The organism is Acidisoma sp. PAMC 29798 (genome assembly GCF_030252425.1).
GTDB lineage: Bacteria > Pseudomonadota > Alphaproteobacteria > Acetobacterales > Acetobacteraceae > Acidisoma > Acidisoma cladoniae.
The window spans coordinates 155581-181759 of the sequence record NZ_CP126994.1; the positions used below are offsets into that span (position 1 = coordinate 155581).

Genomic DNA, 26179 nt, shown 5'->3' on the forward strand with positions numbered 1-26179 from the left:
TAACTACGGGCCTATGCGTCTATTGCGCGGCTTCCATTGCGCCTGAGGCTTCCAGCCATTCCTCCTCGGCGCTCTCGATATCCCGGTTCAGCGCCGCCATCCGCATCTGTGCCTTAGTCACGTCGGCGCCGGTCTTGGTGGCGTAGAAGTTGGGATCTGCCAGAATCGCTTCCACGCGGGTGCGTTCCGCCGTCAGTTTGGCGATGCGCTTCTCGGCCTCCTGCGCGACTTTCCGCAAAGGCGCGAGAGCCGCGCGCGCTTCGGCCCTCTCCCGCCGGTCATCCTGGCGGGTGACCGACACCTCCGGCCGGCCATTCTGGGCGGCGATGATGCCAGACAGCCGCGCGCGATAGTCATCCATGTCGCCGTCGAAGGCGCTGGCTGTGCCCTCCGCCACCAGCCACAGACTATCCGCCACCAGCTCCACCAGATGCGGATCATGGGTAATGAGCAGCACCGCGCCGGTGTAATCGGCCAGCGCGCGGATCAGCGCTTCCTTGGCGTCGATGTCGAGATGGTTGGTCGGCTCGTCCAAAATCAGCAGATGCGGCGCATCGCGTGTCGCTAGGGCCAGCAGCAGGCGGCCCTTCTCGCCGCCCGACAATTCGGACACCTTGGTCTCCGCGCGAGCGGAATCGAGGCCGAAGCGCGCCAGTTGGGCGCGCACTTGCGGCGGCAGGGCGCGAGGCAGGGCGCGCTGCATATGGTCGATCGGGCTTTCGCCCGGCACCAGCGCCTCGGCCTGATCCTGCGCGAAATAGCCAACCTTCAGGCCGGGTGCGCGCCGCATTTCGCCCGACATGGCGGGCAGCGAGCCGCCGACGAGCTTGGCGAGAGTGGACTTGCCATTGCCGTTGGCGCCGAGCAGGGCGATGCGGTCGTCCATATCCATGCTCAGGGAAATGTTGCGCAGGATCGCCTTGCCGCCATAGCCGGCAGAGACGCGATCCAGCGTCAGGATGGGCGGTGACAGCCGCGTCGGCTCGGGAAAAGCGAAGCGTGTCGGCGAATCTTCAATGACGTTTTCGACCGGCGGCAGCCGTTCCAACGCCTTCAGCCGGCTCTGCGCCTGGCGCGCCTTGGTGGCCTTGGCGCGGAAGCGATCGACGAAGGCCTGGATGCGCTCGCGCTCGGCCGACACCTTTTCCACCATGCGGCGCTGCTGGGCCGTGCGCTCAGCCCGCAGACGCAGGAACTCGGCGAAACCGCCCGTACTGAGCGTAATCTTGCCGCGATCGAGATGGGCGATGGCCTCGACCGAGCGATCGAGCAGACCGCGATCATGGGACACGATCAGCGCCGCGCCGGGGAATTTGGCGAGCCAGCCTTCGAGCCACAGCGAGGCCTCAAGGTCGAGATGGTTGGTTGGCTCGTCGAGCAGCAGCAAGTCCGGGTTGCCGAACAGGGCGGCGGCCAGCGCCACGCGCATGCGCCAGCCGCCGGAAAGGGCGCTGGTTGGCCCCTCCTGTCGCTCGCGGCTGAAGCCCAGACCGCCGAGAATAGCGCCGGCGCGGGCGGGCGCGCCTTCGGCGCCAATGGTCCGCAGGCGTTCATGCACCTCTGCGAGACGGAGCGGATCCGCGGTTTCCCGCTCCGCCTCGGCGAGAAGGGCGGTGCGTTCCTTGTCGGCGGCGAGCACGACGGCGAGGGGCGTGATGTCCCCGCCGGGCGCTTCCTGCGCGACCGCGCCCATGCGCGCGCGGGCGGCGAGGCGGATATCGCCGCCGTCCGGCCGCAGCTCGCCGGAGATGGCGCGGAGCAGCGTCGATTTGCCGGCGCCATTGCGGCCGATCAGGCCGATACGGCGGCCGGTATCGACCGTGAGGTCGGCATTCTCCAGCAGGGGACGGCCCTTGATCGATATCGAGAGGTCGCGGATGACAAGTACACTCATGCGGCGTCATCTAACCGGAAATTGCCGGCGGCGGAACGGTGTGGGTTGCCGCCTGTGGCGGTACCCTTTAATGGCGCGCCGACCACGCCAATCCTAAATCGTCAAGAAAGAAAACCAACCATGGCCATCGAGCGCACGCTTTCCATCCTCAAGCCGGACGCCACGCGTCGCAACTTAACCGGCCACATCAACGCGATCTTCGAAGATGCCGGCCTCGCCGTGCTCGCGCAGAAGCGCATCCTGCTGACCCGCGCCCAGGCCGAGTCCTTCTACGGCGTGCATCGCGAGCGCGGCTTCTTCAACGATCTCGTCAGCTACATGATCTCCGGCCCCGTCGTGGCGCAGGTCCTGAGCGGCGAGGATGCGGTCCTGAAGAATCGCGAACTGATGGGCGCCACGGACCCGAAGAAGGCCGCCGAAGGCACCATCCGCGCCCAGTATGCCGAGAGCATCGAAGCGAATTCGGTGCATGGTTCGGACAGCGCCGAGAATGCCGCGACGGAGATCAGCTTCTTCTTCGCCGAGATCGACATCGTCGCTTAAGCAAAATCACCGTCATCCCCGGGCTCGACCCGGGGAACTACCCGTTTTGGCGCCCATACAGCGTTTCGGCCCCGGGACGGGTAGGCCCGCGCATCACGTGCGCGGGTGACGTATCACGGGTCGCCCCGGTAAGCTCCGTAGGAGTGTATGAGCGCAGCGTCATCACCAATCGCGTTGGACTACGTCAGAAAAATCGCCATCAGGATCAGCACGGCGGCAATGACGATGACATTGCCGAGAAGCAGCTTGCCGAACTGGTCCCACAGGCTGCGATGTGCCGCCACCATCGTGTCGGGCACATAGGGTGCGGGCTCTGCGGCCACCTGGTGCGCGGCCACGTCGTGTTCGGCCATGATCAATCCATTGGTCGTTGCTGAGGCCGCATTTAGGACGTGAGGTCGGCGGTCGGCAAGGGTTGCGATGCGAGCTTCCGCAGCGCCTCCGGATAGAGCCGATGCTCTGCCGCCAGAACGCGCGCCGACAGCGTCGCCTCGGTGTCATCCGGCCGCACATCGACCCGTGCCTGCATGAGGACGGGACCCGAATCCAGATCCTCGGTCACCAGATGCACCGTGCAGCCGTGCTCGGTCTCACCCGCCGCGATGGCGCGGGCATGGGTGTGCAGCCCCTTGAACTCCGGCAGCAAACTCGGATGGATATTGAGCATCCGGCCGGCCCACCGCGACACCAAATAGGGCGTCAGCAGCCGCATATAGCCGGCGAGGCACACGATCTCGACATCATGGGCGCGCAAGGCAGCATCCACCGCCGCCTCATGCGCCGCGCGGTCCTGTCCGAACGGCCGATGGTCGATCGCGACCGTGGCGATGCCGGCGGCGGCAGCCGTGGCCAAGCCGCCGGCCTCCGGCTTGTTCGCGAGCACCAGCACGATTTCGGCGGGGTAGTCGGGGGCGCGGGCGGCTTCGACCAGGCAGGCCATGTTCGAGCCGCGACCGCTGATCAGAATGCCGACGCGGCGCTTCGTTACCATCGTTAAAGCGGCCAGTTGGCCGGCGTCTCGATCTCGGCCACGGCAGTGCCGGACCCTGCCTCCACGCGGCCGATGGTGAAAACCGTCTCACCCTCGGCTTGAAGGATCCGCGTCGCCTCCGCCTCATGCGCGGCCGCGACGATCAAGGTCATGCCGATGCCGCAGTTGAACACGCGCAGCATCTCATCGGCCGTGACGCCGCCGGCCTCGGCCAGCCAGCGGAAGACTGCCGGCACCGTCCAGCGTGTCGCGTCGAGGCGGGCGACCGTCCCTTCGGGCAGCGCGCGCGGCAGATTGCCGGGCAGGCCGCCGCCAGTGATATGCGCCGCCGCCTTGAGGAGATCAGCGCGGTGCAGCGCCAGCACGGAGCGCACATAAAGCTTGGTCGGCGTCATCAGCGCCTGGGCGAGGCTCATGCCGTCCGCGAAGGGGGCGGGGCCGCCAAGGGCAACGCCGGCCTGTTCGGCCACCCGGCGAACGAGGGAAAAGCCGTTGGAATGGACGCCGGAACTCGCGAGGCCGAGCACCACGTCCCCCGGTGCCACGCCACGCGGCAGCAGCCTGTCCCGCTCGGCGGCGCCGACTGAAAAGCCTGCGAGATCATAATCGCCGCCGTGATACATGCCCGGCATTTCTGCCGTCTCCCCGCCCACCAGGGCGCAGCCGGACTGGCGACAGCCCTCGGCGATGCCGGTGATCACCCGCCGCGCAGCCGCCACATCCAGGCTTCCCGTGGCGAAATAGTCGAGGAAGAACAGCGGCTCGGCGCCCTGAACGATGAGGTCGTTCACGCACATCGCGACGAGGTCGATGCCGACCGTGTCATGCAGGTCATGGTCGATGGCGATCTTCAGCTTGGTGCCGACGCCGTCTGTGGTCGAAACAAGAACCGGGTCGGTGAACCCGGCGGCCTTGAGGTCGAACAGGGCGCCGAAGCCGCCCAGGCCGCCCAGCACGCCCGCACGGGTGGTTGCGCGGGCAAGCGGTTTGATCGCCTCGACCAGGGCATCGCCGGCGTGGATATCGACGCCGGCGTCGCGGTAGGTGGCACCATTGCCGGGGTTTGCCGCTCTGGTCATCAAGGCCCTCGATAGGGTAGGCCTTGCAGCGCTCGGGGCAGCCACGCGGGGTGGCGCGGCGCCGATCGATGCAAGGCAAATCTGTGAAGAGGCGCGGACACAATCACAGCCGTGTTCACGGCGCAACCGAGTGTCATCGACCGGCAGCCGTGACGGCGGGCGCCCCGATCGGCGACCGCGCATGACAGGCGTGGACGGCGGACCCGTGGTCCTGCTGCCGCCGGAGGATCCGCGCCGGCTCGGCCGCGCCACCCGCGCGCAGCGGATGGCGCTGGGCATCGGCCTCGCGCTGCTGGCCTGCGTGTTCTTCTTTCTGTTTCGCTCTGTCATGCTGCCCTTCGTGGCGGCGGCCGGCATCGCCTATTTCATGCATCCTGTCGCTGTCCGGCTGCACCGGATCGGTATTCCGCGATGGCTGGCGGCGCTGATCCTCGTGGTTGCCCTGCTCGCGGTGATGCTGACCTTTGCCCTGCTGCTCTATCCGATCATCCTGGCCCAGGTCGGGCTGCTGTTGCAGCGGATGCCGGCCTATGTGGTGGAGGTGCAGGCCTGGGCGAACGGCACGCTGTCGCATCTGCAGGAGCATCTCGGTCCCGACTTCGTGGACAATAAGCTGCGCGAAATCGTCAGTGCCCATGCCGGCGCCATGATCCCCTATGCCGTCGGCGCCCTGGCGCAGGTCATCGGCGGCGGCTTCGCCATCGTCAACGCCCTGACGGTGCTGGTGATTACGCCGATCGTCGCTTTCTATCTCCTGCGCGACTGGTCCTTCATCGTGCGCCGGATCGATGCGCTGCTGCCGCTGCGCTATGCTGGGGTGATCCGCGCCCAGGCGCTTGAGGTGGACCGCATCCTGTCGGCCTGGCTACGCGGCCAATTGCTGTGCTGCCTGATGCTCGCGGTCTTCTATGCCGTGGGACTTACCGTGGTCGGCCTGGATCTCGGCCTCATCGTGGGCATGACGGCGGGTCTGCTGTCCTTCATTCCCTATGTCGGCACCATTACCGGGGCAGTGACGTCGCTCGGTCTCGCCCTGGCGCAGTTTCCGACCTGGCACGGCGTCATTATGGTGGGCGGGGTGTTTCTGCTCGGCCAGATCCTGGAAGGCTATGTCATCTACCCGCGCCTGCTCGGCAATCGCGTCGAGCTGCACGACGTGCTGGTGATCTTCGCGCTGCTCGCGGGGGGTGCGGCCTTCGGCTTCCTCGGTGTGCTGTTGGCGGTGCCGGTGACCGCCGTCCTCGGCGTTCTCGCGCGGTTCTGGATCCGCCGCTATCTGCGTAGCCCGCTCTATCTCGACCGCCTGTCCCCCGATGACGCTGCGTCCAAAGGGGGGCCGTCCGCATGAGTGCGGCGGAACGTCAACTGGCGCTGCCCTTTGCTTATGTGCCGCGATTTTGCGCCGAGGATTTCATCGCGGCTCCCTCGAATGCCGAGGCCCGCGCCTGGCTCGCGCGGACGGAGGATTGGCCCGCGAACCGTCTGGCGCTGTACGGCGGGGAAGGCTGCGGCAAGACGCATCTGTTGCAGCTTTGGGCGGCGCGCCCCGGCGCCCTGCTGCTGTCTGGCCCGGAGCTTCGCCGCCTGCCCGATCTTTCAGGGAGCGGAACCGTGGCGTTGGATGATGCCGATGCCGCGCCGGATGAGGTGACCTTGCTGCACCTGATCAATATGGCGGCGGAGATGCGGCTGCCCTTGTTGCTGACCGGCCGCGCCCCGCCCGCGCATTGGCCCGTGCGGTTGCCCGATCTCGTCAGCCGCCTGCGCGCGATGACCGCCGTCGGCCTGCGTCCGGCAGAGGCGCCACTGCTGCGCACCCTGCTCGCCCGGCTGCTGTCGGATCGGCAATTGGTTCTGGGCGAAAACCTTCAGGATTGGCTATTGACCCGCTTGCCGCGCCATCCCGGTGCTCTACGCGAAGCGGCGGCGCGGCTTGATCGGCAGGCCCTCGCGGCCGGCGGCAGGGTGACGCGGACCTTGGCCGCCTCTATCGTCGCCGAAATGGGCGCGCGATCGCATGAAGATTACGAGACCGCGACGGCACGACCCTCCCCAAACGGCGAAGCGCTCCTGTAGGATATCGTTATGAACTCAGCAGCACACACCACCCCGGCCAACGAGTCCGAAGCGGAAACGATGTCGACCGAGATCGTCGCGCGGGATTCGCCCTCGCGCTTCATCAACCGGGAGCTGTCCTGGCTGGATTTCAACCATCGCGTGGTGGAAGAGGCCGAGAATCGCCACCATCCTTTGCTGGAGCGGTTGCGCTTCATTTCCATCAGCGCCTCCAACCTCGATGAGTTCTATTCCGTGCGCGTGGCCGGCCTGGTCGGCCAGGCGAAAGCGGGCGTCGTCGTCCAGTCGCCGGATGGAATGACGCCGGCCCAGCAATTGGTCGAAATCAATCTGCGCGCCCGGCGCCTGATCGCGGATCAGCAGCATGCCTGGCACAAGGTGAAAGGCGAGCTGGCCCAGGCCGGGTTGGTGGTGGCCGAGGTCAAGTCGCTGTCCGCCGCAGACCGCGACTGGCTTGAAGCTTATTTCATGGAGCGGGTTTTCCCGGTGCTGACGCCGCTGGCGATCGACCCGGCGCATCCCTTTCCATTCATCCCGAACATGGGTCTGGTGCTGGCGCTGCTGCTGGTCTCCAACCACGACCGGCATGTGATGCGGTCCTTGATTCCCCTGCCGGCGCAGGTCGAGCGCTTCATTCGCCTGCCGACCGAGCCCGGCGGCCCGATCCGCTTCGTCATGCTGGAGGAGCTGGTCGGCCTGTCCATGGAGCGGCTGTTCCCCGGCTATGCGGCAGACGGGCAGGGCCTGTTCCGGGTCATTCGCGACACCGATGTCGAGTTTGAGGATGAGGCCGAGGATCTGGTTCTGTCCTATGAGACGGCGCTCAAGCGCCGTCGCCGGGGCGTGGCCATCAACCTGACGCTTCAGGCCTCGATGCCAGACGCGCTGAAGCGCTTCGTGTCCGAAGCGGTGATGGCCCCGCCGGAGGAGATTTTCGAGGAAGCCGGCATTCTCGGCACCGTCGATCTCAAGCAGCTCATCGTCGATGACCGGCCGGATCTGCTGTTCACGCCCTATACGCCGCGCTTCCCCGAGCGGATCCGCGATTTCGGCGGCGATTGCTTCGCCGCAATCCGCGCCAAGGACATCATCGTCCACCATCCCTTCGAGAGCTTCGATGTGGTGGTGCAGTTCCTGCGCCAGGCGGCCGGCGACCCCAATGTCATCGCCGTCAAGCAGACGCTGTATCGCACCAGCAAGGACAGCCCGATCGTCAAGGCGCTGATCGAGGCGGCGGAGGCCGGGAAGTCGGTCACAGCCCTGGTCGAGCTGCGGGCGCGGTTCGACGAGGAAGCCAATATTCGCCTGTCGCGCGCGTTGGAGGCAGCGGGCGTGCAGGTCGTCTTCGGCTTCACCGAGCTGAAGACCCATGCCAAGATCTCCCTGGTGGTGCGGCGCGAGGGCGGCTCAGTGCGGTCCTATGCGCATTTCGGCACCGGCAATTATCACCCCATCACGGCCCGCATCTATACCGACCTCAGCTTCTTCACCTCTGATCCCGACCTGACGCGGGACGCCGCGCGGCTGTTCAACTTCATCACCGGCTATGCGCGCCCTGAGAAGATGGACGCCATCGGCTTCAGCCCGCTGACCACGCGCCTGACGCTGGAGCATCTGATTCGTGAGGAGATCGTGAATGCCAAGGCCGGTCGTCCGTCCGGCATATGGCTCAAGGTCAATTCCCTGGTCGATGAGCGCATGATCGACCTTCTCTATGAGGCCTCCGCCGCCGGCGTTGCGGTGAAATGCGTCATTCGCGGCATCTGCTGCCTGCGTCCGGGCCTGCCGGGCCTGTCCGAGAATATTCGCGTGAAGTCGATCGTCGGGCGCTTCCTGGAACACGCCCGCATCTGCGTCTTCGCCAACGGCCATTCCCTGCCGAGCCGAGAGGCCAAGGTCTTCATCAGCAGCGCCGATTGGATGGCGCGCAACCTCGATATGCGGGTCGAGACGCTGGTGCCGATCCGCAACCCGACGGTGCATGCCCAGGTGCTGGACCAGATCATGGTCGTCGATCTCAAGGACAATATGCAGTCCTGGGAGCTAGGCGGCGACAAGGCGTGGCGCCGCGTGCAGAGTGGGCGTAAGCCGATTTCCGCCCATAACTATTTCATGACCAACCCGTCGCTGTCGGGTCGTGGGTCCGCCCTTCATGGGCCGGCCCTGGTCCAGCATGCGGCGCACCGGATACCGCATGGTATGAGGGATTGAGTCCACTGACCCTCCATCGCTGCGCCGTTGTCGATCTCGGCTCCAACTCCGTCCGCCTCGTCGTCTTCGAGGGGGAATCGCGCAACCCCGTCAGTATCTTCAATGAAAAGGCGGTGCTGCGCCTCGGTCGTGGCCTGCAGCAAACCGGGCGGCTGAACGAAGAGGGCGTGCAGCAGGCGCTCACGGTGATGAGCCGCTACCATGCCGTGGCGCGGGCGATGCACGCCGATCCCTTCGAGGTGCTGGCGACCGCCGCCGTGCGGGATGCCAGCAATGGCGCGGAGTTCGTCGCTGGGCTGGAAGCGCGCATGCCGGGCGTGCCGATCCGCATCCTGCCCGGCAAGGAGGAGGCGCGGCTATCGGCTGAGGGCGTGCTGTGCGGCATTCCCAATGCCGAGGGCATCCTGCTCGATATCGGCGGCGGCTCGTTGGAAGCGGTGCGGCTTCTCGCCGGACAGCAGACCCATAGTGAGACGATGAAGCTGGGTGTCATTCGCCTGGCGGACCGTGCGGGCAATGATCTTCTCAGGGCGCGGACGATCGTCGAGGAAGATACGGCCTCGGTGCCGTGGCTGGCCCAGGGTGCGGGCCAGGACCTGTATCTTGTGGGCGGCGCCTTCCGGGCGCTGGCGCGGATCCATATGGCCCAGACCAGCTATCCGCTGAACATGATCCACCACTACACCATCGCGCGTGACGAGGCGCGGGATCTGGCCGGTGTCGTCGCCGGCGCCAGCCGCCGTGCGCTGGAGCGGCTGCCCGGCTTGCCGCGCCGCCGCATCGACGATTTGCCCTTTGCCGCCGTGGTTCTGCGTCGCCTGCTGCGCATCACCGGCGCGGCGCGGGTGGTCTTCAGCGCCAATGGCCTGCGCGAGGGCTGGCTGATGGAGATGATGCCTGAGAGCATTCGCAACGAGGAGCCGGTGGTGGCGGCCGCGCGCGACATGGCGGAGCATTTCAGCCGGGACGCGACGCTGCCGCCCGCCCTGATGGCATGGACCAGTGTGCTCGCCTTCCGGGAAACGGCCGAGCAGCGCAGGCTGCGCGAGGCCGCGTGCTGGTTCTCCGACGTCGCGAGCCACGATCATCCGGAATATCGCGCCGAGCAGGGCTTCCTGCGGGTCTTGCGTCAGCCCGGCACCGGCATCGACCATCACGCCCGCGCCTTCCTCGCGCTGACGATCGCGATGCGGTACGAGGCAGAGCCCGATGCGCCTTTCCTGGCGCCGGCGCGCATGCTGCTCGACATGGCATCGGCGCAGCGGGCCGAGGCGCTCGGCGTCGCCCTGCAACTGGCCTATGCGCTGTCCGGCGGCACGCCCGATCTGCTCGCCGGCACCTCGCTATCGATTGCCGATGGCCGCCTGATCCTCGACCTCAACGAGAATGCCGGCGTCTTCGCGGGGGAGAGCGTCATTCGCCGTCTCGGCCGGCTCGCCGCCGTGCTTGGCCTCGACCCCTTCACCGGTGCGGAGCATGCCCTGATCGAGCAGACTGCGTGACGGCAGGGCTTCCGTCGCGCCTTGCCGCCTGCCTTGGGGCGGGCGCGGTGCTGACGGAGGCCGCCGACGTCGCGCGTTATGCCGAAGATTGGCGCGGCCTCTATCATGGCCGGCCGCTCGCGGTGGTCCGGCCATCCTCCACGGCGGAGGTCGCTGAGTGTCTTCGTCTCTGCGCCGAGGCGGGCGCGGCCGTTGTGCCGCAAGGCGGCAATACCTCCCTGGTCGGCGGCGCCACGCCTTCGGATGACGGCCGCACCGTGGTGCTCAGCCTGGAGCGCCTGCGGCAGGTGCGTGACCTAGACCCGATCGACATGACCATGACGGTCGAGGCTGGGATGACGCTCGCATCCGCGCAGGCGGCGGCCGAGGCGGCGGGCCTGTTGCTGCCGCTGTCGATCGCCTCGGAGGGCAGCGCCCAGATCGGCGGGGTGCTCGCGACCAATGCCGGCGGCAACAATACGCTTCGTTTCGGCAATGCGCGGGATCTGGTGCTGGGGCTGGAGGTCGTGCTGGCCGACGGCGCGGTGTGGGACGGGCTGCGGCACTTGCATAAGGACAATACCGGCTATTGCCTGCGTCAGCTTTTTGTCGGCTCGGAAGGCACGCTCGGCATCATCACGGCGGCCGTGCTGCGCCTGCAACCCGGTATTCGCGCCCGCGCAGCCGCCTTCTGCGCTGTACCGTCTTCTGAGGCGGCGCTCGCCTTGCTCGGCAGGCTGCGGCAATGGAACGCGGCCGAGCTGCATGCCTTCGAGTATATGAGCGGACTCTCCGTCGCGCTGGTGCTGCACCATATCGCCGGCACCCGGCTGCCTGTGGCCGCCGCCGACCATTATGTCCTCATCGCATTGGCAACGAGCGTCGCGGGCGATCTCGACTCCGCCTTGGAGGAGCCATTGGCCGAGGCCATGGAAGCGGGCGAGGTGATCGACGCCGCCATTGCCCGCAACGAGGCGCAGCGCCGTGCCTTCTGGCAGATTCGGGAAGAGCATGCCGAGGCCCAGAAGCGTGCCGGCGCTTCGGTGAAGAACGACGTTTCCGTGCCCCTGTCGCGTGTGCCGGACCTGCTGCGGCAGGCCGAGGCCGCCTGTGCCGCTGCAGTGTCGGGCATCCGCGTCGCACCCTTCGGTCATCTCGGTGACGGCAATATCCACCTCAATCTGGTGCAGCCGGTCGGCGCGGATGCTGCGGCGTTTCTCGCTCAGTCGGAGGCGCTGATGGACCTCGTCAATGGCGTGGTGCTGCGCCTGGGCGGCAGCTTTTCAGCCGAGCACGGCGTCGGCCGGCTCAAGACCGATTTGATGGAAAGCTGGCGCGGCGGGGTGGAACTCGGGCTGATGCGGGCGATCAAGGCGAGCCTCGATCCGCGCGGAACGCTCAATCCGGGGGTGATATTCCCCCCGTCGGACGCGCTTTAACGCTCCGCCAATTCCCGGCCGGCCGGGCGGATCGCGGTGCAGGCCCGACCGTAATGGTTCATGGCACTACAGGCGGCGCGGGCATGGGCCGGGCTCACAGAGGCAATCCAGGCATGCCACTTGCGATGCGCGCCGACCTTGGCGGAGGCGAGATGCATGACACCGCCGCCGGCGGAGCGCATGCCGATGCGCAAAGCCGTGCTGGCGGCGGCTTTGCTCGGGTAGCTGCCGAGGTCGAGGCTCCAGTTCGAAGGCCCGCGCATTGCCAGCCCGACCTGGCTGCCGACCTGACGCTGACCATTGGGAAGCGTGGCGGGGACAGGCACGACCGGACCTGTGCCGGCGACTTGCTGGGCGCGTCGCATCGCCACCGTGGCGGCCACGGCCGATAGCCCGGCGGCCGGCCCCAGCTCGGTGGCGAAGCCATCATCGAGCATGCTCATCATCTGATGGTCGCGGAAGCCATTGGAGGGCGCCGCCATGACCACGCCGATGAGGCGGACGCCGCCGCGCAGGGCGCTGCTGACCAGATTATGTCCGGCGGCATTCGTATAGCCGGTCTTCATGCCATCCGCACCGGGATAGTATTTCAGCAGATTGTCGTGATTGAAGATCACGCGGCCATGGAACAGGAAGCTGGGCGTCGAGAAGTAGTGATACTCGTCCGGGAAGTCCTGAATCAGGCGGCGCGCCAGAATGGCGAGGTCATGCGCCGTCGTGATCTGCGCGGGGTCGGGCAGGCCAGACGCGTTGCGGAACACGGTGTCGTCCATACCAAGGGTATGGGCCTTCAAGGTCATCAGGGCGCCGAACCGCGTTTCGTCGCCGCCGGCAAGGAATTCGCCCGCAGCCGTCGCCGCGTCATTCGCCGAGAGTGTCACCATTCCGAGGATCGATTCCTCGACAGACAGGCGCGCGCCGGGGCGCACGCCGAGCTTCACGGGCTGCACGTCGGCGGCGTGTTCGGACACCGGCATCATCTGATTGAGGGTGATGCGATGATCACGCAGCGCCTCGAACAGCATATACAGCGTCATGAGCTTGGTCAGGCTGGCAGGATAGCGCGGGGCGTCGGCCTGGGCCTGGAACAGGGTCTGACCGCTATGGGCGTCGACGATGATCGAGCTCATCGGCGGCAGAACGTCAGCGCGTGTGGCGCGCGACGGGAGCGTGAGGGCGCCTGCCACCGCGAGGCAAAGGGCCAGGGGCCAGCGAAGGCAAGCCCTCATACGTGCGTGTTCCTGCCCATCGGAGGCCTCCATCGTGGTGCGATAGCTGCCGTCAAACGACAGTCACGACGCGGCAGGTTTGGCCCAGATCTACCGGAATTGCAATCACTTACGCTCATGCGCTCACACGCCGCCCGCTTGGCGGGCCTCTGATGCTGAAAAACAAATATGGTGCACTGCACAAATTCGCTTGAATCGGGCTGGCGACCGCAGTAGATGAGCTGTGCTGCACCGCAGCAAACCAGGTCATACTTGGTTTTCGTCGCTCCTGAGCGTCACCTGAGCCGGATGCGCGTCATGACCGACATGGAGCATGTGATTTGGCACGCGTGAAACAGAAGTTGGGAGTGGCGTCGATGCAGGATGACATGAACACGACGACCGAGGCTGGGCTTGAGCAGGCCGCCGCCGTGACGCATGAGGTGCTGGAGCAAGCTGGCGCTGCGTCCACGAAGGCCTTCGATACGACAGTTGCGGATATGAAGAACGGCATGACGAAGGCGGCATCGACCTTCGCGGCCTCACAGTCGAAATTCAAAGAAGGGGTGACCAAGACGATGAAAACCGCTGAAGACGTTGTGGCTTTCGGACAGGGCAATCTTGAGGCCGTGATCAAGTCCGGCCAGATCTGGTCGACCGGCTGGCAGGATCTTTCCAAGCAGATGGCCTCGTCGATGCAGGCTTCATACGAAGACGCCATGACCGCGTTCAAGGCGATGACCACCGTCAAGTCCCTGAAAGAGGCCGTTGACCTTCAGGTCGGTCTGGCCCGCTCGACCCTCGAAAAGAGCGTCGCTGAAACCAGCAAATATACCGATGCCTCCATGAAGCTCGCCGAGCAGGCGATCGCGCCGATCTCCGGCCGCATGACCCTGGCTGTTGAGAACTTCTCCAAGACCGCCTGATCCGTTTGATCCGGCGACCTCAAAAAAGCCCAGGCCGTTCGGTCTGGGCTTTTTTTGTGCCCGATCGTTACGCGTAAGGCCTAGCCGCTCGTGCCCGCGCCACATGGGGATCAGCCATGCCCGCCCGTGGTGCATTGATGCTCCGCGAGCCGCCCCCTTCTTTCGCAGCCCAGCTTTCCCCATCTTTCACTTAAGGATGTCGCCTTAGCGGGACATTCAATTCTGGTCTTTTCCAGCGCTGCCTCCTGCTTCTATGGTCAGAGGAGGGACTAGCCGGTCGCGCGGCCTTCCTGGGTGGACGCATCCTCCAGAGAGGTTCACGTTTCGGTATCACTCGGGGATTAACGATAGCGCGATGAGCGACAGCGACAGGCGCAACGGCGGCGGCGCGGATGGCCCCGGTACAGGCGTAGTGGTCAAGACGCGGACGAAGACGCGCAAGCCCGCCATGTACAAAGTTCTGATGTTGAACGACGATTACACGCCCATGGAATTCGTCGTGCATGTGCTTGAGCGGTTCTTCCAGAAGAACCGCGACGAGGCGACTCGCATCATGCTTCACGTCCATCGGCGCGGCGTGGGCGTGTGTGGCGTCTTCACCTATGAGGTGGCGGAGACGAAGGTGACGCAGGTGATGGATCTGGCCCGTCAAAACCAGCACCCCCTGCAATGCACCATCGAAAAAGAGTGAGCCTGATCAAAAGTTAATGCGTCGGCGCGGAATCTTGGTGCAGGATACCCCGTCGATTGGTTTGCTGCGTCTGCGCACTCGGCCGATGCGTAGAGAGTCGAGACTTCGCTGGCTCCCTTCAGGCCTTACCGCCGCGGGCCACAGCCAGTGATGACGAAGTAAAGGAGCGTCGGAATGTTGTCCCGGAATCTTGAGCAGACCCTTCACCGCGCGCTCTCCCTCGCCAGCGAGCGGAAACATGAATACGCGACACTGGAGCATCTGCTCCTGGGGCTCACGGAAGACACCGATGCGGCGACTGTGCTGCGCGCCTGCGGGGTCGATCTCGATAAATTGCGCGGTGACCTCACTGAGTTTCTCGACAAGGATTTGGCGGGCCTCGCGACCGATCGCCCTGGCGACCCGAAGCCCACCGCAGGCTTTCAGCGTGTCGTTCAGCGTGCCGCCATCCATGTTCAATCCTCCGGCCGTGATGAGGTGACCGGCGCCAATGTGCTTGTCGCCCTGTTCAGTGAGCGCGAGAGTCACGCCGTCTATTTCCTCCAGCTTCAGGACATGACGCGCCTGGATGCCGTCAACTTCATCAGCCACGGCATTGCCAAGGCGCCCGGCAAAAGCGCGCCGCGCACTGAGAAAGCCTCGTCGCAGGATACGCCCGAGCAGGAAGAAAAGAGCGGCCGTCGTGGTCAGGATGCGCTGACCAACTACTGCGTCAACCTTAATAAGAAGGCCATCGCCGGCAAAATCGATCCGCTGATCGGTCGCGAGAACGAGATCGAGCGCACCATCCAAATTCTCTGCCGGCGGACCAAGAACAATCCGCTTTATGTGGGCGATCCGGGCGTAGGCAAGACAGCCATCGCCGAGGGCCTGGCCAAGCGCATTGTCGAAGGCGATGTGCCAGAGGTTCTGGCCAAGTGCACCATCTTCTCGCTCGACATGGGCGCGTTGCTGGCGGGCACGCGGTATCGGGGTGATTTCGAGGAGCGTCTGAAGGCGGTTGTCACCGAGCTGGAAAACCATGCCGGCGGCATTCTGTTCATCGACGAAATCCACACCGTCATCGGCGCGGGTGCCACGAGTGGCGGCGCCATGGATGCGTCCAACCTGCTGAAGCCGGCGCTTGCGGCGGGCACGCTGCGCTGCATCGGCAGCACGACCTATAAGGAATTCCGCAACTACTTTGAGAAGGACCGCGCCCTGGTGCGCCGGTTCCAGAAGATCGACGTGCCCGAGCCGAATGCCGAGGACGCCGTGAAGATCCTTCGCGGCCTCAAGACCGTCTACGAAAAGCACCACAAGGTTCGTTATACCGATGAGGCGATCCGCGCGGCGGTCGATCTTTCCTCGAAATACATTCACGACCGTAAACTGCCGGACAAGGCGATCGACGTGATCGACGAAGTCGGCGCCAGCCGGATGCTGCTGCCCGAGCATAAGCGCCGCAAGACCGTGACGCTGCGTGACATTGAGGAGATCGTGGCCAAGATCGCCCGCATCCCTGCGAAATCGGTGTCGGCCGACGACAAGGAGATCCTGCGCCATTTGGAGCGGGATGTGCGCTCCATGGTCTTTGGCCAGGACAAGGCGATCGAAAACTTGGCCGCCGCGATCAAGCTGTCCCGCGCTGGGCTGCGCGACCCGGAGAAGCCGATCGGCAACTACCTGTTCAGCGGCCCGACCGGCGTGGGCAAGACCGAGGTCGCCCGCCAGTTGGCGAGCGTGCTCGGCATCCAGCTCGTCCGCTTCGACATGAGCGAATACATGGAGCGGCATTCGGTCTCACGCCTGATCGGCGCGCCGCCGGGCTATGTCGGCTTTGACCAGGGCGGCATGTTGACCGACGCCATCGACCAGCATCCGCATTGCGTGCTGCTGCTGGACGAAATCGAGAAGGCGCATCCCGACCTCTACAACATCCTGTTGCAGGTCATGGACCACGGCAAACTCACGGACCACAACGGCAAGACCGTGGATTTCCGCAACGTCATCCTGATCATGACGACCAATGCCGGCGCGTCCGACATGGCGAAGGCCGCGATCGGCTTTGAGCGGGATATGCGGACGGGCGAGGATGAGGATGCGATCAAGCGCATGTTCACACCGGAATTCCGCAACCGTCTCGATGCGATCATCCCCTTCGCGGCCCTGACGCAGGACGTGGTGGGCCGCGTCGTCGAGAAGTTCGTCATGCAGCTGGAAGCGCAGCTTGCCGACCGCAACGTGACGATCGAGCTGTCCTCGGCCGCGAAGGAATGGCTCGCGGAGCGCGGCTACGACAAGCTGTATGGGGCGCGGCCGCTGGCCCGAGTCATCCAGGAGCACATCAAGAAGCCGCTGGCGGAGGAGCTATTGTTCGGCCGTCTCGCCAAGGGTGGATCGGTGAAGGTCACGATGAAGGACGGCAAGCTCGACTTCGACGTCACGGAAGCGACGCCCCCGGTGGTTTCGCGGCCCGGCGGCGAAGAGGGCGGCACGGAGAAAGAGCCGGAGGAGGTCGAGTAAGTCTCCTCGGGTTCAGGCTCGAACTCTCGCTCGTCATCTGCGGATCAAGTCCGCGGGTGACGATGAATTTTTACCCGCCTAACCTGCCGCGACCTTCATCCGTGACGGCGCCACCACGTTCGCGATGACCTCACCGAAAGGCCCCGCATTGCGGGCGGCGCCGAGGTCTTTGCCCGTGGTATTCTTCAACGGCAGCAGCGGGAAGACCAGCTCCGCGAAGCGGTAGCATTCCTCCAAATGCGGATAGCCGGACAGAATGAACCGGTCGATACCGAGAGCCATATATTCCTTCATCCGGTCGGCGACCTGCTGCGGGCTGCCGACCAGCGCGGTGCCGGCACCGCCACGGACCAGACCGACGCCCGCCCAAAGATTGGGGCTGACTTCCAGCTTGTCCTTGCGGCCGCCATGCAGTGCGCTCATGCGCTGCTGACCGACGGAATCGAACTTCGAGAAGGCCTTCTGCGCCGTGGCGATCGCTTCCTCATCGACGTATTTGATGAGCGAGTCAGCCGCTGCCCAGGCTTCTTCCTCCGTCTCACGCACGATGACATGCAGGCGAATGCCGTAACTGAAGGTGCGGCCCTCGACCGCAGCCGCCTCGCGAGCCGACGCGATCTTCGCGGCAACATCGGCTGGCGGTTCGCCCCAGGTCAGATAAACATCGGCGTGTTTCGCGGCGACCTTCTGGCCGTCGCCGGAAGAGCCGCCGAAATAGAGTTGCGGATGCGGCTGCTGGATCGGCGGATAGAGCAGCTTAGCGCCCTCCACCTTCACATGCTTGCCGTCGAAGTCGAAGGTTTCGCCCGCGAGCATGCGGCGCCAGACAGTGAGATACTCGTCCGTCGCCTCATAGCGGTCACCATGCTCGAACCAAACGCCATCGCCGTGCATTTCGGTGGGATCGCCGCCGGCCACCACGTTCACAAGCAGGCGCCCATCCGACATCCGGTCGAGCGTCGCGGCCATGCGCGCGGTCATCGCGGGCTCAGATAGACCGGGACGCACCGCGACCAGGAAGCGCAGCCGTTCGGTCAGCGGGACCATGGCCGAGGCCACGACCCAGGAATCTTCGCAGGACCGACCGGTGGGGAGCAAGACGCCGAAATAGCCGAGTTCATCGGCGGCGCGGGCAATCTGACTGAGATAGCCCATGGTGACATGACGCGCCCCGACATCCGTCGCGAGGTATCGCCCATCACCATGCGTCGGCAGGAACCACAACACGTCCGCCTCGGTCGCCGGAGGCGCACCGGATGAAGATATGGCTCCGTTTTCAATGGTCATCGCGCAAGCTTCCTCTCGTCTTAGAGCGGAGAGGATAGAGCGCAATGCCCTGGAAGAGAAGTGGTTTCCTTATTCAGCGAATTTGCGGCGTGGTTTACCGGGTGTGCTTCAAGCTGAGGCCGAACTGCACCCAGGAAATGCCGTGAAAGACGAGTTCGACGGCAATCAGCGTGCCGACGACCCAAAGACTCGCCCAGGGCAGGCTCAGGTAGAGGAGTATTCCAACGGCGAGGCTGATGATGCCGCTCAGCACGACCAGCCAGAGGCCGGGGATATGCCGATGCGTGGCCGCCATGACGAGACGGGCGATGCCGGCGAAGATGAGCATGACGGAGATGACGATCGTGACGATCAGGGAACCGCGCAGCGGCTCCTCCATCAGGAACAGGCCGCCCACGACGTAAACGACGCCCATCAGCACATGGAGCAGGAAATGGCTCCAGCCGCGCACGGCGAAGGCATGCACCACCTGAAGAACGCCACCGACGAGAAGAAGCGCGCCGATGACGACGACGCCCGCGATGCTGGCGGCCACGACATCGAGCCAGCACAGGATGCCGATGATGATCTGCACGATGCCGAGGGCGACGAACCAGCTCCAGCGATGACCGGGGGCGCCACGCCCGACTGTGAGCGGTGCGTTATAGGGGCTGCCGGACATCGGTCGTCTCCGTTCTGATTGCGGAGCGTTCCTTATGGCAGAAAACCTTGGCGCGCCACCGCGCCCCGGCGTTGATTACGACAGGTTTGCCTATTTCGTCATCCTCGGGCTTGACCCGGGGACCTACCCGTTGTGACGCCCAACGGCGTGTAGGCGACGGAAAGGGGAAGCCCGCGCATCAAGCGCGCGGGTGACGGTGTGTAGGGGATTTGTTACCGCGTCTGCTGGATCGCGGCGAGCATCCAGTGGCCGCCACGCCGGCGCGTAAACGTCCAGATCTCTGTCACCAGAGCGCGCGTCGTGGCGCTGCCATCGACGACCTGACCGCGCCCATTTTCGGTCATGTCCAGCATCGAGAAGCGCATGGCCGCAGTGGCATAGTCGGTATCGCCCTCAGACCAGGCGTCGGACAATTCCATGGTCTCGACCCGAATATCGGCGACCCGGTTGCGCAGGCCCTGACGCGTGAGGTTGGCGAGCTGCTCATTGAAATAGCCGACCATCTCGGGCGTGGCGGCGCGGCTGATGGCCGCGATGTCCTGATTGCCCCAGGCCTGCTGCACATAGACCAGGCACTGCTCGAACGCGGACTGATCGGCGGCCGTGATCTGCAGAGGTTGGGCGGCGTTCATGCCGCCCCCCATGCCGGAATTGACGCCTTGCCATCCGCCCGGTGTTCCGCCGGTCGGTGCGACATTCGGGCGCGCCATGCCGCCGCCTCGGTTGCCCACGAACATCCGGAACAGGAAGCGGATGACGAAGAACAGGATCAGAAGCTGAATGAGCGTGCCGAACAAACCGCCGAAGCCCAGGCCGGAATGGAAGAAGCCGCCACCGAACAGCATGCCGAAGATGCCGGCCCCGATCAGGCCGCCCATCAAGCCGCTGGCGAAGGGATGGCGCCCGAACATCGTGCCGCCCATGCCGTAGCCGGCGGGGCGGCCGTAATTGTTCATACCGCCGACCGGCGCCTGGCTGCGCTCAAAGGGCGCCGCGCCAGGCGCGAGACCCGTCGGGCGGGGCGAGAAATAGCTTTGGCTGCCACGGCTGCCGAAGGAATGGCCGCCGCCGAGCCGGGCTTCCGCTGGAACCGCGCCGAGCGCCCCCATCAGGGGGAGAAGAGCGGCGAGCAACATGAGATAGCGGCGCATGACGCGCTTGAACTCCATCAAAAGGAGCTAATGATATGGTGACGCCGAGGGCGCATCACGCCCCCGCGAGCATCATACCGTCAATGCGAATTGTCGGGGCGTCCGTTCCGCGACGGAACCGCAGGTCATTCGCGGGCGTGAGCGTGGCGAACATGTCGGTCAGGTTGCCGGCGATGGTGATTTCCGCCACCGGCTCGGCCAGCGCACCGTTGCGGATCAGGAAGCCGGCTGCGCCCCGGCTGTAATCGCCGGTAATGCCATTGACGCCGGAGCCGATCAGCTCGGTCACGTACAGGCCTTCAGTGATATCGGCCATCAGCTCGGTGGGGCTGAGCGGGCCGGGCTCCAAATAAAGGTTCGTCGCGGAAGGGCCCGGCGGCCCGGATGTGCCACGCGCGGCATGACCGGTTGAGGTCAGGCCGAGCTGGCGCGCGCTGCGGCTATCGAGGATCCAGCTCGTCAGGATGCCGTCGGCGATGATGTCGAGCGGCGCAGTCGGCTGGCCTTCTCCATCGAAGGGGCGGGAGCGCAGGCCACGGCGGCGACGCGGATCGTCACGCACTGTCACGCCATGGGCGAAGATGCGCTGGCCCATCCGTTCCTTCAGGAAGCTTGTGCCGCGCACGACGCTGGCGCCGTTCACCGCACCTGACAAATGGCCGAGCAGGCTGGCGGAGACGCGCGGGTCATACACCACGGACATCCGGGCGGTTTTTGGCCGCGTCGGATTGAGACGCGCCAGGGCCTGTTCGGCGGCGCGGCGGCCGATGCCCGCCGGATCTTCGAGGTCGGCCGCATAGACGGCGCTGGAATAATCATAGTCACGCTGCATGCCCGTGCCGGCGCCGGCGAGGGCTGTCGCGGAGACCGAATGGCCGGTGCGGCGATAGGAGCCAGAGAAGCCCCGGCTGGTCGCGAGCACCGCTTCACTACGGCTGAAGCCCGCGTCCGCGCCTTCGGTATTGGTGATGCCCGGCATCGACCGCGCCGCATCCTCCGCAATGCCCGCCAGTTCGCCGAGCGCCTGCGCGTCAGGCTCGGACGGATCGTCGAGGTCGAGATCGGCGGGGGGAATCTCCCGCAAGGGCGCGACACTGCTCAGCGGATCGGCGGGCACGACGCGGGCCATGGCGACCGCGCGCTGCGCCATATCGGCGAAGGCGGCCTCATCGATAGCCGAAGCCGAGACGATGGCCGAACGCTCGCCGACGAACACGCGCAGGCCGAGGTCACGGCCTTCGGAGCGCTCGACATGCTCGATCTGACCCATGCGACGGCTGACGGAGAGGGAGGTGCCGGAGAAAAGCACGGCGTCGGCTTCGTCCGCACCGGCGCGGCGGGCATGGGCCAGAAGATCGGCCAGCCGCTCGCGCGGATCGAAAGCGGCGCTCATGCCGCAAGCTTTTCGGCAATCGTCGTCAGGCCCGGAACCTTGCCGGCCGGCCCCAGCACCGCAAGGGTCGGCTTCGCGCGGAACAGGCGGGCGGCAGCGCGACAGACATCTTCCGTCCGCACGGCTTCGATCTTGGCGACCATTTCCGGCACCGAGACGATGCGGCCGAAGATCTGGATTTGGCGCGCAAGCTGCTCGCAGCGGCTGCCGGTGCTCTCGAGGGACATGAGGATGCCGGCCTTGGCCTGGGCGCGGGCGCGATGCAGCTCGACCTCCGTCACGTCATGCTGCACGCGGCGAAGCTCCTCCAGCGTCACGGGCATCAGCTCCGCCGCCTCGCTCTCGCCGGTGCCAGCATAGATGCCGAACAGGCCCGAATCGGTGGAGGGCGCGGTGAAGGAATAGATGGAATAGACGAGGCCTCGCTTCTCACGCACTTCCTGGAACAAGCGGGAGGACATGCCACCGCCGAGCAGGTTGGACAGCATCATCGAGGGATAGAAGTCGGGGTCGGTATAGGAGACCGACGGAAAGCCAAGAACGATATGGACCTGGTCGAGATCCCGCGCTTCGCGGAATTCGCCGCCATGATACTCCGCCTGCGTCGGCTCACCGACCACGGTGGTCGGCAGATCGGCGAAATGCTGGGCGGCGAGGCGCATCACCTCCTCATGCTTGAGGTTGCCGGCGGCGGCCACTACCACGTTCCGCGTGCCGTAATGGGCGCGCATGTAATTGGTAAGCGCGTTGCGCGGCATCGAGCGGATGACGGCTTCGGTGCCCAGCGTCGGGCGGCCCATCGCCTGGTCGGGGAAGGCCGCTTCCTGGAAATGATCGAAGATGATGTCGTCGGGCGTGTCGTTCGCCTGACCGATCTCCTGCAGGATCACGCCGCGCTCCCGCTCCAGCTCTTCGGGCTCGAAGCTGCTATGGGTCAGGATGTCGCCGATGATATCAGCGCCGAGGGCAAGGTCTTCCTTGAGCAGCTTGACGTAATAGGCGGTCTGCTCGCGGGCGGTATAGGCGTTGATATGGCCGCCGACGGCTTCGATTTCCTCGGCGATCGCGGCGGCGCTGCGGGTTTCGGTGCCCTTGAAGGCCATGTGTTCGAGGAAGTGGGAAACGCCGTTTTCCTCAGCGCTTTCATGACGCGTGCCGGCGTTGACATAGGCGCCGAAGGACACGGTTTCGACGCGCGTCATCTCCTCCGTCACCACGGTCAGGCCCGAGGGCAGGGTCTCGACTCGAATGGCGTCGCTCATGCGGCAGTTCCCCAAGCGTCATTGCGTTGAACAAAGGCACGAAGCAGCGTCTCGACCGCAGCAAGGTCGTTCGGGGCGCGCGTGAAGTGTTCGGTGCCACTCATCAAATGGGCGAGGCGCGGCGGGAGGGAAGGGCGGATTCCGGTTGCCTGCTCCACGGCATCCGGAAACTTGGCCGGATGGGCCGTCGCCATGGCGATGATCGGCGTCGAATGCGGCAGGCGGGCGGCGCGGGCCGCCTCGATCCCGATGGCGGTATGGGGATCGGTGAGATAGCCGGTTGTGTCATGGATCTGGCGGATGGCGGCGGAGGTCTCCGCGTCGCTCAGGGCGAGGCCCTGGAACAATTCGGTCGCCTTCGACCAGGCGGCATCCGGCACCGGCATGCGGCCGGTGGCGCGGAAGTCGCGCATCAGACCGGCGGTGGCGACGGCATCGCGACCCATCAACTCGAACAGCAGACGCTCGAAATTGGAGCTGACCTGGATGTCCATGCTCGGCGACATGCTGGGATCGACACCCCGCGCCGTCATGTCATTCGCGGCCAGGAAGCGTGTCAGAATGTCGTTATGGTTGGAGCCGATGATCAGGCGCGAGATCGGCAGGCCCATGCGCTTGGCCGCCCAGGCGGCGAGGACATTGCCGAAATTGCCGGTGGGCACGGCGAAGGCGACCTCACGGTCCGGCGCGCCGAGAGCGAGGGCGGAGGCGACGTAATAAGGGATTTGGGCCGCGATCCGCGCCCAGTTGATGGAATTCACGGCGGACAGCCGCATCTCGGTCCGAAAGCGCTGATCAGCGAACAGCGACTTCACCATGTCCTGGCAATCGTCGAAGGTGCCGTCCACGGCGATGTTGAAGACATTGGCGGCGGTGACCGTCGTCATCTGCCGGCGCTGCACCTCACTGGTGCGGCCTTCGGGATGGAGGATGGCGATCTTGATGCGGGCGCGGTCCCGGCAGGCTTCGATGGCGGCTGAGCCGGTATCGCCCGAGGTCGCGCCGACAATGGTCAGAGTCTCGTCGCGCTGTTCCAGCACATGCTGGAACAGATGGCCGAGAAGCTGGAGCGCCATGTCCTTGAAAGCGAGGGTGGGGCCGTGAAACAGCTCCTGCACCCATAGCCCGTCATCGAGCTGAACCAGCGGCACAGTCGCGGGATGGTCGAAGCCGGCATAGGCGAGGCCACACAAATCGCGCAGCGTATCGAGGTCGATCGCCGAGCCCATGAAGGGGTGCATGACCCGCGCCGCGAGTTCCGCATAGGGCAGCCCCCGGAGGGAGCGCCATTCGGCGGCGGAGCGTTCCGGCCAGACTTCCGGCATGAATAGGCCGCCGTCTTCCGCCAGACCCGCCAGAAGCACGCCATTGAAGTCGCGCGGCTCAGCTTGGCCGCGTGTCGAGATATAACGCATCTGTCTCAGCTATCCCAATGAGGGCGCCTTCGCCAGCAGGATCGCCGCATGGCGGGGCAGATTCGCGGCGTGCGCTGTCTTGCTACGGATAACGCTGCGCTCATCCGCCCTACGAGGCGGGATGTAGGGTGGAAAAGCGAAGCGCATTCCACCATTTGCGGAGTCTCAGGACCCCGCATCCACCAGATCGAGGCGGCGCTTGATCACCTCGACGTCGCCCGCCATGCGATCGACCCGGCGGGAGATTGAGGCGGATTGCCCCTCCAGCAAGCCGAGGCGCTCCTTGATTTCGATGCCATCCGCTTTGAGGCTGCCGATATCGCTGCGGATGGCGCGCAATAGATCGAGGACCAGGTTGGGTGGATCGGGTTCCATTGGGCCATCTTGCCACGAATCCAATGAGGCTGGAATCGCATTGTGGAACCTGTTGGTGCGACGTCAGTTACCGTCGATACGGCAGCGGCAACAGCGCGCGGATCGGCATCTTGAGCGGCGCGAGAATGCCTGGAACGATGATACGGGCATCGGAGTCATAGTCCAGGATCATCTCCCGGCAGGCCCCGCAGGGGGAAACGATGGCGAGGCTTTGATCCTCCTCGCCGGTCTTCGGATGACGGATGGCGACCGCCGTTTCGATCGTGCCGTCGCCGTCCAGGATCGCTCGCCCGAGAGCGACCGCCTCCGCGCAAATTTGGAGGCGGCCGACGGTCGCGCCGAGGTGGATGCCGGTCCATATACGTCCGTCCCGACCGCGCAATGCGGCCGAGACCATATGCCAGAAGGGCCGGTAATGCTTGGAGATGACCGCCCGCGCTGCGGCGATCAGCTCATGATCCGCGGGCGTCAGTGTCTCGACGGGAATCTCATGCTCGGGCGCGATCGTCTCATTCGGCAGCCTCAACCTCATCTCCCGTCGGATCGGACATCATGGCATTCACCACGATGCCCGAGTGATCGCGCAGCTTCAATTCCAAAGCCTCCGCGACATCAGGGTGATCCAGCAAAAACTGCCGGGCGTTGTTGCGGCCTTGGCCGATGCGCTGGCTGTCGTAGCTGAACCAGGAGCCCGATTTCTCGACCACGGCGGCTTTCACGCCGAGATCGATCAACTCGCCCATCTTGCTGATACCCTCACCATACATGATGTCGAACTCGACCTGACGGAAGGGCGGGGCCAGCTTGTTCTTGACCACCTTCACGCGGGTCTGGTTGCCGACGACCTCGTCCTTCTCCTTGATCTGGCCGATGCGACGGATGTCGAGGCGGATGGAGGCGTAGAACTTCAGGGCATTGCCGCCCGTGGTGGTTTCCGGATTGCCGAACATGACGCCGATCTTGAGGCGAATCTGGTTCAGGAAGATGAAGGTCGTCTTGGACTTCGAGACCGAACCGGTGAGCTTTCGCAGCGCCTGGCTCATCAGCCGCGCATGAAGGCCGACATGGGTATCGCCCATTTCGCCTTCCAATTCGGCGCGGGGCACCAGGGCCGCGACGCTATCGACCACCAGCACGTCGATCGCGCCCGATCGCACCAGGGTATCGGCGATTTCCAGCGCCTGCTCACCCGCGTCCGGCTGGCTGATCAGCAGGTTGTCGACATCGACGCCCAGGCGGCGGGCATAGATCGGGTCGAGCGCGTGCTCGGCATCGATGAAGGCGCAGGTGCCGCCGCGCTTCTGGGCCTCGGCAATGGCGTGGAGGGCGAGTGTGGTCTTGCCCGAGCTTTCCGGGCCGTAGATTTCTACGATCCGGCCGCGGGGCAGGCCGCCGATGCCGAGTGCGAGGTCGAGGCCGATCGAACCCGAGGGAATCGTTTCGATGTGCTCATCACCGGGGCGGGAGCCCATGCGCATGATGGAGCCCTTGCCGAATGCCCGTTCGATCTGCAGGAGAGCCGCGTCGAGAGCCTTGGTCTTTTCCATTTTGGTCCTCAAAAGGCGGAATCAGGGCGCGACTCGGCTGCCCG

Annotated in this window: 23 protein-coding genes; 9 read left to right on the top strand and 14 right to left on the bottom strand. The window is 65.4% G+C overall.

The genetic code is table 11. The features are described 5' to 3' along the window. Positions 1-19: 19 nt before the first annotated feature. The gene (locus QP803_RS00770; protein WP_284945782.1) at positions 20-1894 is read right to left on the bottom strand and encodes an ABC-F family ATP-binding cassette domain-containing protein; all 1875 of its coding nucleotides are present in this window, start codon (positions 1892-1894) and stop codon (positions 20-22) included. A 120-nt stretch (positions 1895-2014) separates the two neighbouring features. On the opposite strand from QP803_RS00770, the gene ndk reads away from it, so the two are divergent. Beyond that, the gene (gene ndk, locus QP803_RS00775) at positions 2015-2437 is read left to right on the top strand and encodes a nucleoside-diphosphate kinase (RefSeq protein ID WP_284947785.1); all 423 of its coding nucleotides are present in this window, start codon (positions 2015-2017) and stop codon (positions 2435-2437) included. Between the two features lie 179 nt (positions 2438-2616). Here ndk and QP803_RS00780 read toward each other — a convergent pair whose 3' ends face one another. From QP803_RS00780 to purM, 3 genes are read right to left on the bottom strand one after another with little or no spacing between them, the layout of a single operon-like run. Continuing rightward, on the bottom strand, positions 2617-2790 hold the full coding sequence (locus QP803_RS00780) for a hypothetical protein (protein ID WP_284945783.1): 174 nt from the start codon (positions 2788-2790) through the stop codon (positions 2617-2619). A gap of 32 nt (positions 2791-2822) precedes the next feature. Then, positions 2823-3428: a phosphoribosylglycinamide formyltransferase gene (gene purN / locus QP803_RS00785; protein WP_284945784.1), complete on the bottom strand. Its 606-nt coding sequence runs from the start codon at positions 3426-3428 to the stop codon at positions 2823-2825. A 2-nt stretch (positions 3429-3430) separates the two neighbouring features. Further along, positions 3431-4507 (bottom strand): phosphoribosylformylglycinamidine cyclo-ligase, encoded by a 1077-nt coding sequence (gene purM / locus QP803_RS00790; protein ID WP_284945785.1) that lies wholly within the window; start codon positions 4505-4507, stop codon positions 3431-3433. Between the two features lie 181 nt (positions 4508-4688). On the opposite strand from purM, the gene QP803_RS00795 reads away from it, so the two are divergent. From QP803_RS00795 to QP803_RS00815, 5 genes are read left to right on the top strand one after another with little or no spacing between them, the layout of a single operon-like run. Further along, positions 4689-5855, top strand: coding sequence for an AI-2E family transporter (locus QP803_RS00795; RefSeq protein WP_284945786.1), 1167 nt, complete (start codon positions 4689-4691; stop codon positions 5853-5855). Beyond that, complete coding sequence (locus tag QP803_RS00800; protein ID WP_284945787.1) at positions 5852-6583, top strand: P-loop NTPase family protein; 732 nt, start codon at positions 5852-5854, stop codon at positions 6581-6583. Before QP803_RS00795 ends, QP803_RS00800 begins: the two co-directional genes overlap by 4 nt. A gap of 9 nt (positions 6584-6592) precedes the next feature. Further along, the gene (locus QP803_RS00805; protein WP_284945788.1) at positions 6593-8794 is read left to right on the top strand and encodes an RNA degradosome polyphosphate kinase; all 2202 of its coding nucleotides are present in this window, start codon (positions 6593-6595) and stop codon (positions 8792-8794) included. Beyond that, the gene (locus QP803_RS00810) at positions 8791-10296 is read left to right on the top strand and encodes a Ppx/GppA family phosphatase (protein ID WP_284945789.1); all 1506 of its coding nucleotides are present in this window, start codon (positions 8791-8793) and stop codon (positions 10294-10296) included. Before QP803_RS00805 ends, QP803_RS00810 begins: the two co-directional genes overlap by 4 nt. Continuing rightward, entirely contained in the window at positions 10293-11714 is a 1422-nt protein-coding gene (locus tag QP803_RS00815) for an FAD-binding oxidoreductase (RefSeq protein WP_284945790.1), read from the top strand. Before QP803_RS00810 ends, QP803_RS00815 begins: the two co-directional genes overlap by 4 nt. Here QP803_RS00815 and QP803_RS00820 read toward each other — a convergent pair. Further along, entirely contained in the window at positions 11711-12943 is a 1233-nt protein-coding gene (locus QP803_RS00820) for a D-alanyl-D-alanine carboxypeptidase family protein (protein ID WP_284945791.1), read from the bottom strand. The two genes, QP803_RS00815 and QP803_RS00820, sit on opposite strands and share 4 nt — an antisense overlap. A gap of 356 nt (positions 12944-13299) precedes the next feature. Here QP803_RS00820 and QP803_RS00825 point away from each other — a divergent pair, with 356 nt between their 5' ends. The 3 genes from QP803_RS00825 (at position 13300) to clpA (ending at position 17044) form a co-directional block, all read left to right on the top strand. Beyond that, positions 13300-13848 carry a phasin family protein gene (locus QP803_RS00825; protein ID WP_284945792.1) on the top strand — a complete coding sequence of 183 codons (549 nt, stop codon included), beginning with the start codon at positions 13300-13302 and terminating at the stop codon, positions 13846-13848. 355 nt (positions 13849-14203) lie between these two features. After that, positions 14204-14539, top strand: a complete 336-nt coding sequence (clpS, locus tag QP803_RS00830) for an ATP-dependent Clp protease adapter ClpS (RefSeq protein ID WP_284945793.1) — start codon at positions 14204-14206, stop codon at positions 14537-14539. 174 nt (positions 14540-14713) lie between these two features. After that, positions 14714-17044, top strand: coding sequence for an ATP-dependent Clp protease ATP-binding subunit ClpA (clpA, locus tag QP803_RS00835; RefSeq protein WP_284945794.1), 2331 nt, complete (start codon positions 14714-14716; stop codon positions 17042-17044). Between the two features lie 78 nt (positions 17045-17122). Here clpA and ssuD read toward each other — a convergent pair whose 3' ends face one another. The 9 genes from ssuD to recA all read right to left on the bottom strand — a co-directional run bounded on the left by ssuD (position 17123) and on the right by recA (position 26135). Continuing rightward, a complete protein-coding gene (gene ssuD, locus QP803_RS00840; protein ID WP_284945795.1) occupies positions 17123-18331 on the bottom strand; it encodes an FMNH2-dependent alkanesulfonate monooxygenase in 1209 nt (402 codons plus the stop codon). Between the two features lie 94 nt (positions 18332-18425). Further along, the gene (locus QP803_RS00845) at positions 18426-18992 is read right to left on the bottom strand and encodes an HdeD family acid-resistance protein (RefSeq protein ID WP_284945796.1); all 567 of its coding nucleotides are present in this window, start codon (positions 18990-18992) and stop codon (positions 18426-18428) included. A gap of 212 nt (positions 18993-19204) precedes the next feature. Beyond that, positions 19205-20143 (bottom strand): Tim44 domain-containing protein, encoded by a 939-nt coding sequence (locus QP803_RS00850; protein WP_284945797.1) that lies wholly within the window; start codon positions 20141-20143, stop codon positions 19205-19207. A gap of 55 nt (positions 20144-20198) precedes the next feature. Continuing rightward, entirely contained in the window at positions 20199-21536 is a 1338-nt protein-coding gene (locus QP803_RS00855) for a TldD/PmbA family protein (RefSeq protein WP_284945798.1), read from the bottom strand. Continuing rightward, positions 21533-22798, bottom strand: a complete 1266-nt coding sequence (locus QP803_RS00860) for a M16 family metallopeptidase (protein WP_284945799.1) — start codon at positions 22796-22798, stop codon at positions 21533-21535. Before QP803_RS00860 ends, QP803_RS00855 begins: the two co-directional genes overlap by 4 nt. Next, the gene (gene thrC / locus QP803_RS00865) at positions 22795-24213 is read right to left on the bottom strand and encodes a threonine synthase (protein ID WP_284945800.1); all 1419 of its coding nucleotides are present in this window, start codon (positions 24211-24213) and stop codon (positions 22795-22797) included. The genes QP803_RS00860 and thrC overlap by 4 nt, the downstream gene beginning before the upstream one ends. Positions 24214-24378: 165 nt before the next feature. Next, on the bottom strand, positions 24379-24588 hold the full coding sequence (locus QP803_RS00870) for a hypothetical protein (RefSeq protein WP_284945801.1): 210 nt from the start codon (positions 24586-24588) through the stop codon (positions 24379-24381). Between the two features lie 67 nt (positions 24589-24655). Continuing rightward, positions 24656-25114, bottom strand: coding sequence for a cytidine deaminase (locus tag QP803_RS00875; RefSeq protein ID WP_284945802.1), 459 nt, complete (start codon positions 25112-25114; stop codon positions 24656-24658). Then, the gene (gene recA, locus QP803_RS00880; RefSeq protein ID WP_284945803.1) at positions 25098-26135 is read right to left on the bottom strand and encodes a recombinase RecA; all 1038 of its coding nucleotides are present in this window, start codon (positions 26133-26135) and stop codon (positions 25098-25100) included. The genes QP803_RS00875 and recA overlap by 17 nt, the downstream gene beginning before the upstream one ends. Between the last annotated feature and the right edge of the window lie 44 nt (positions 26136-26179).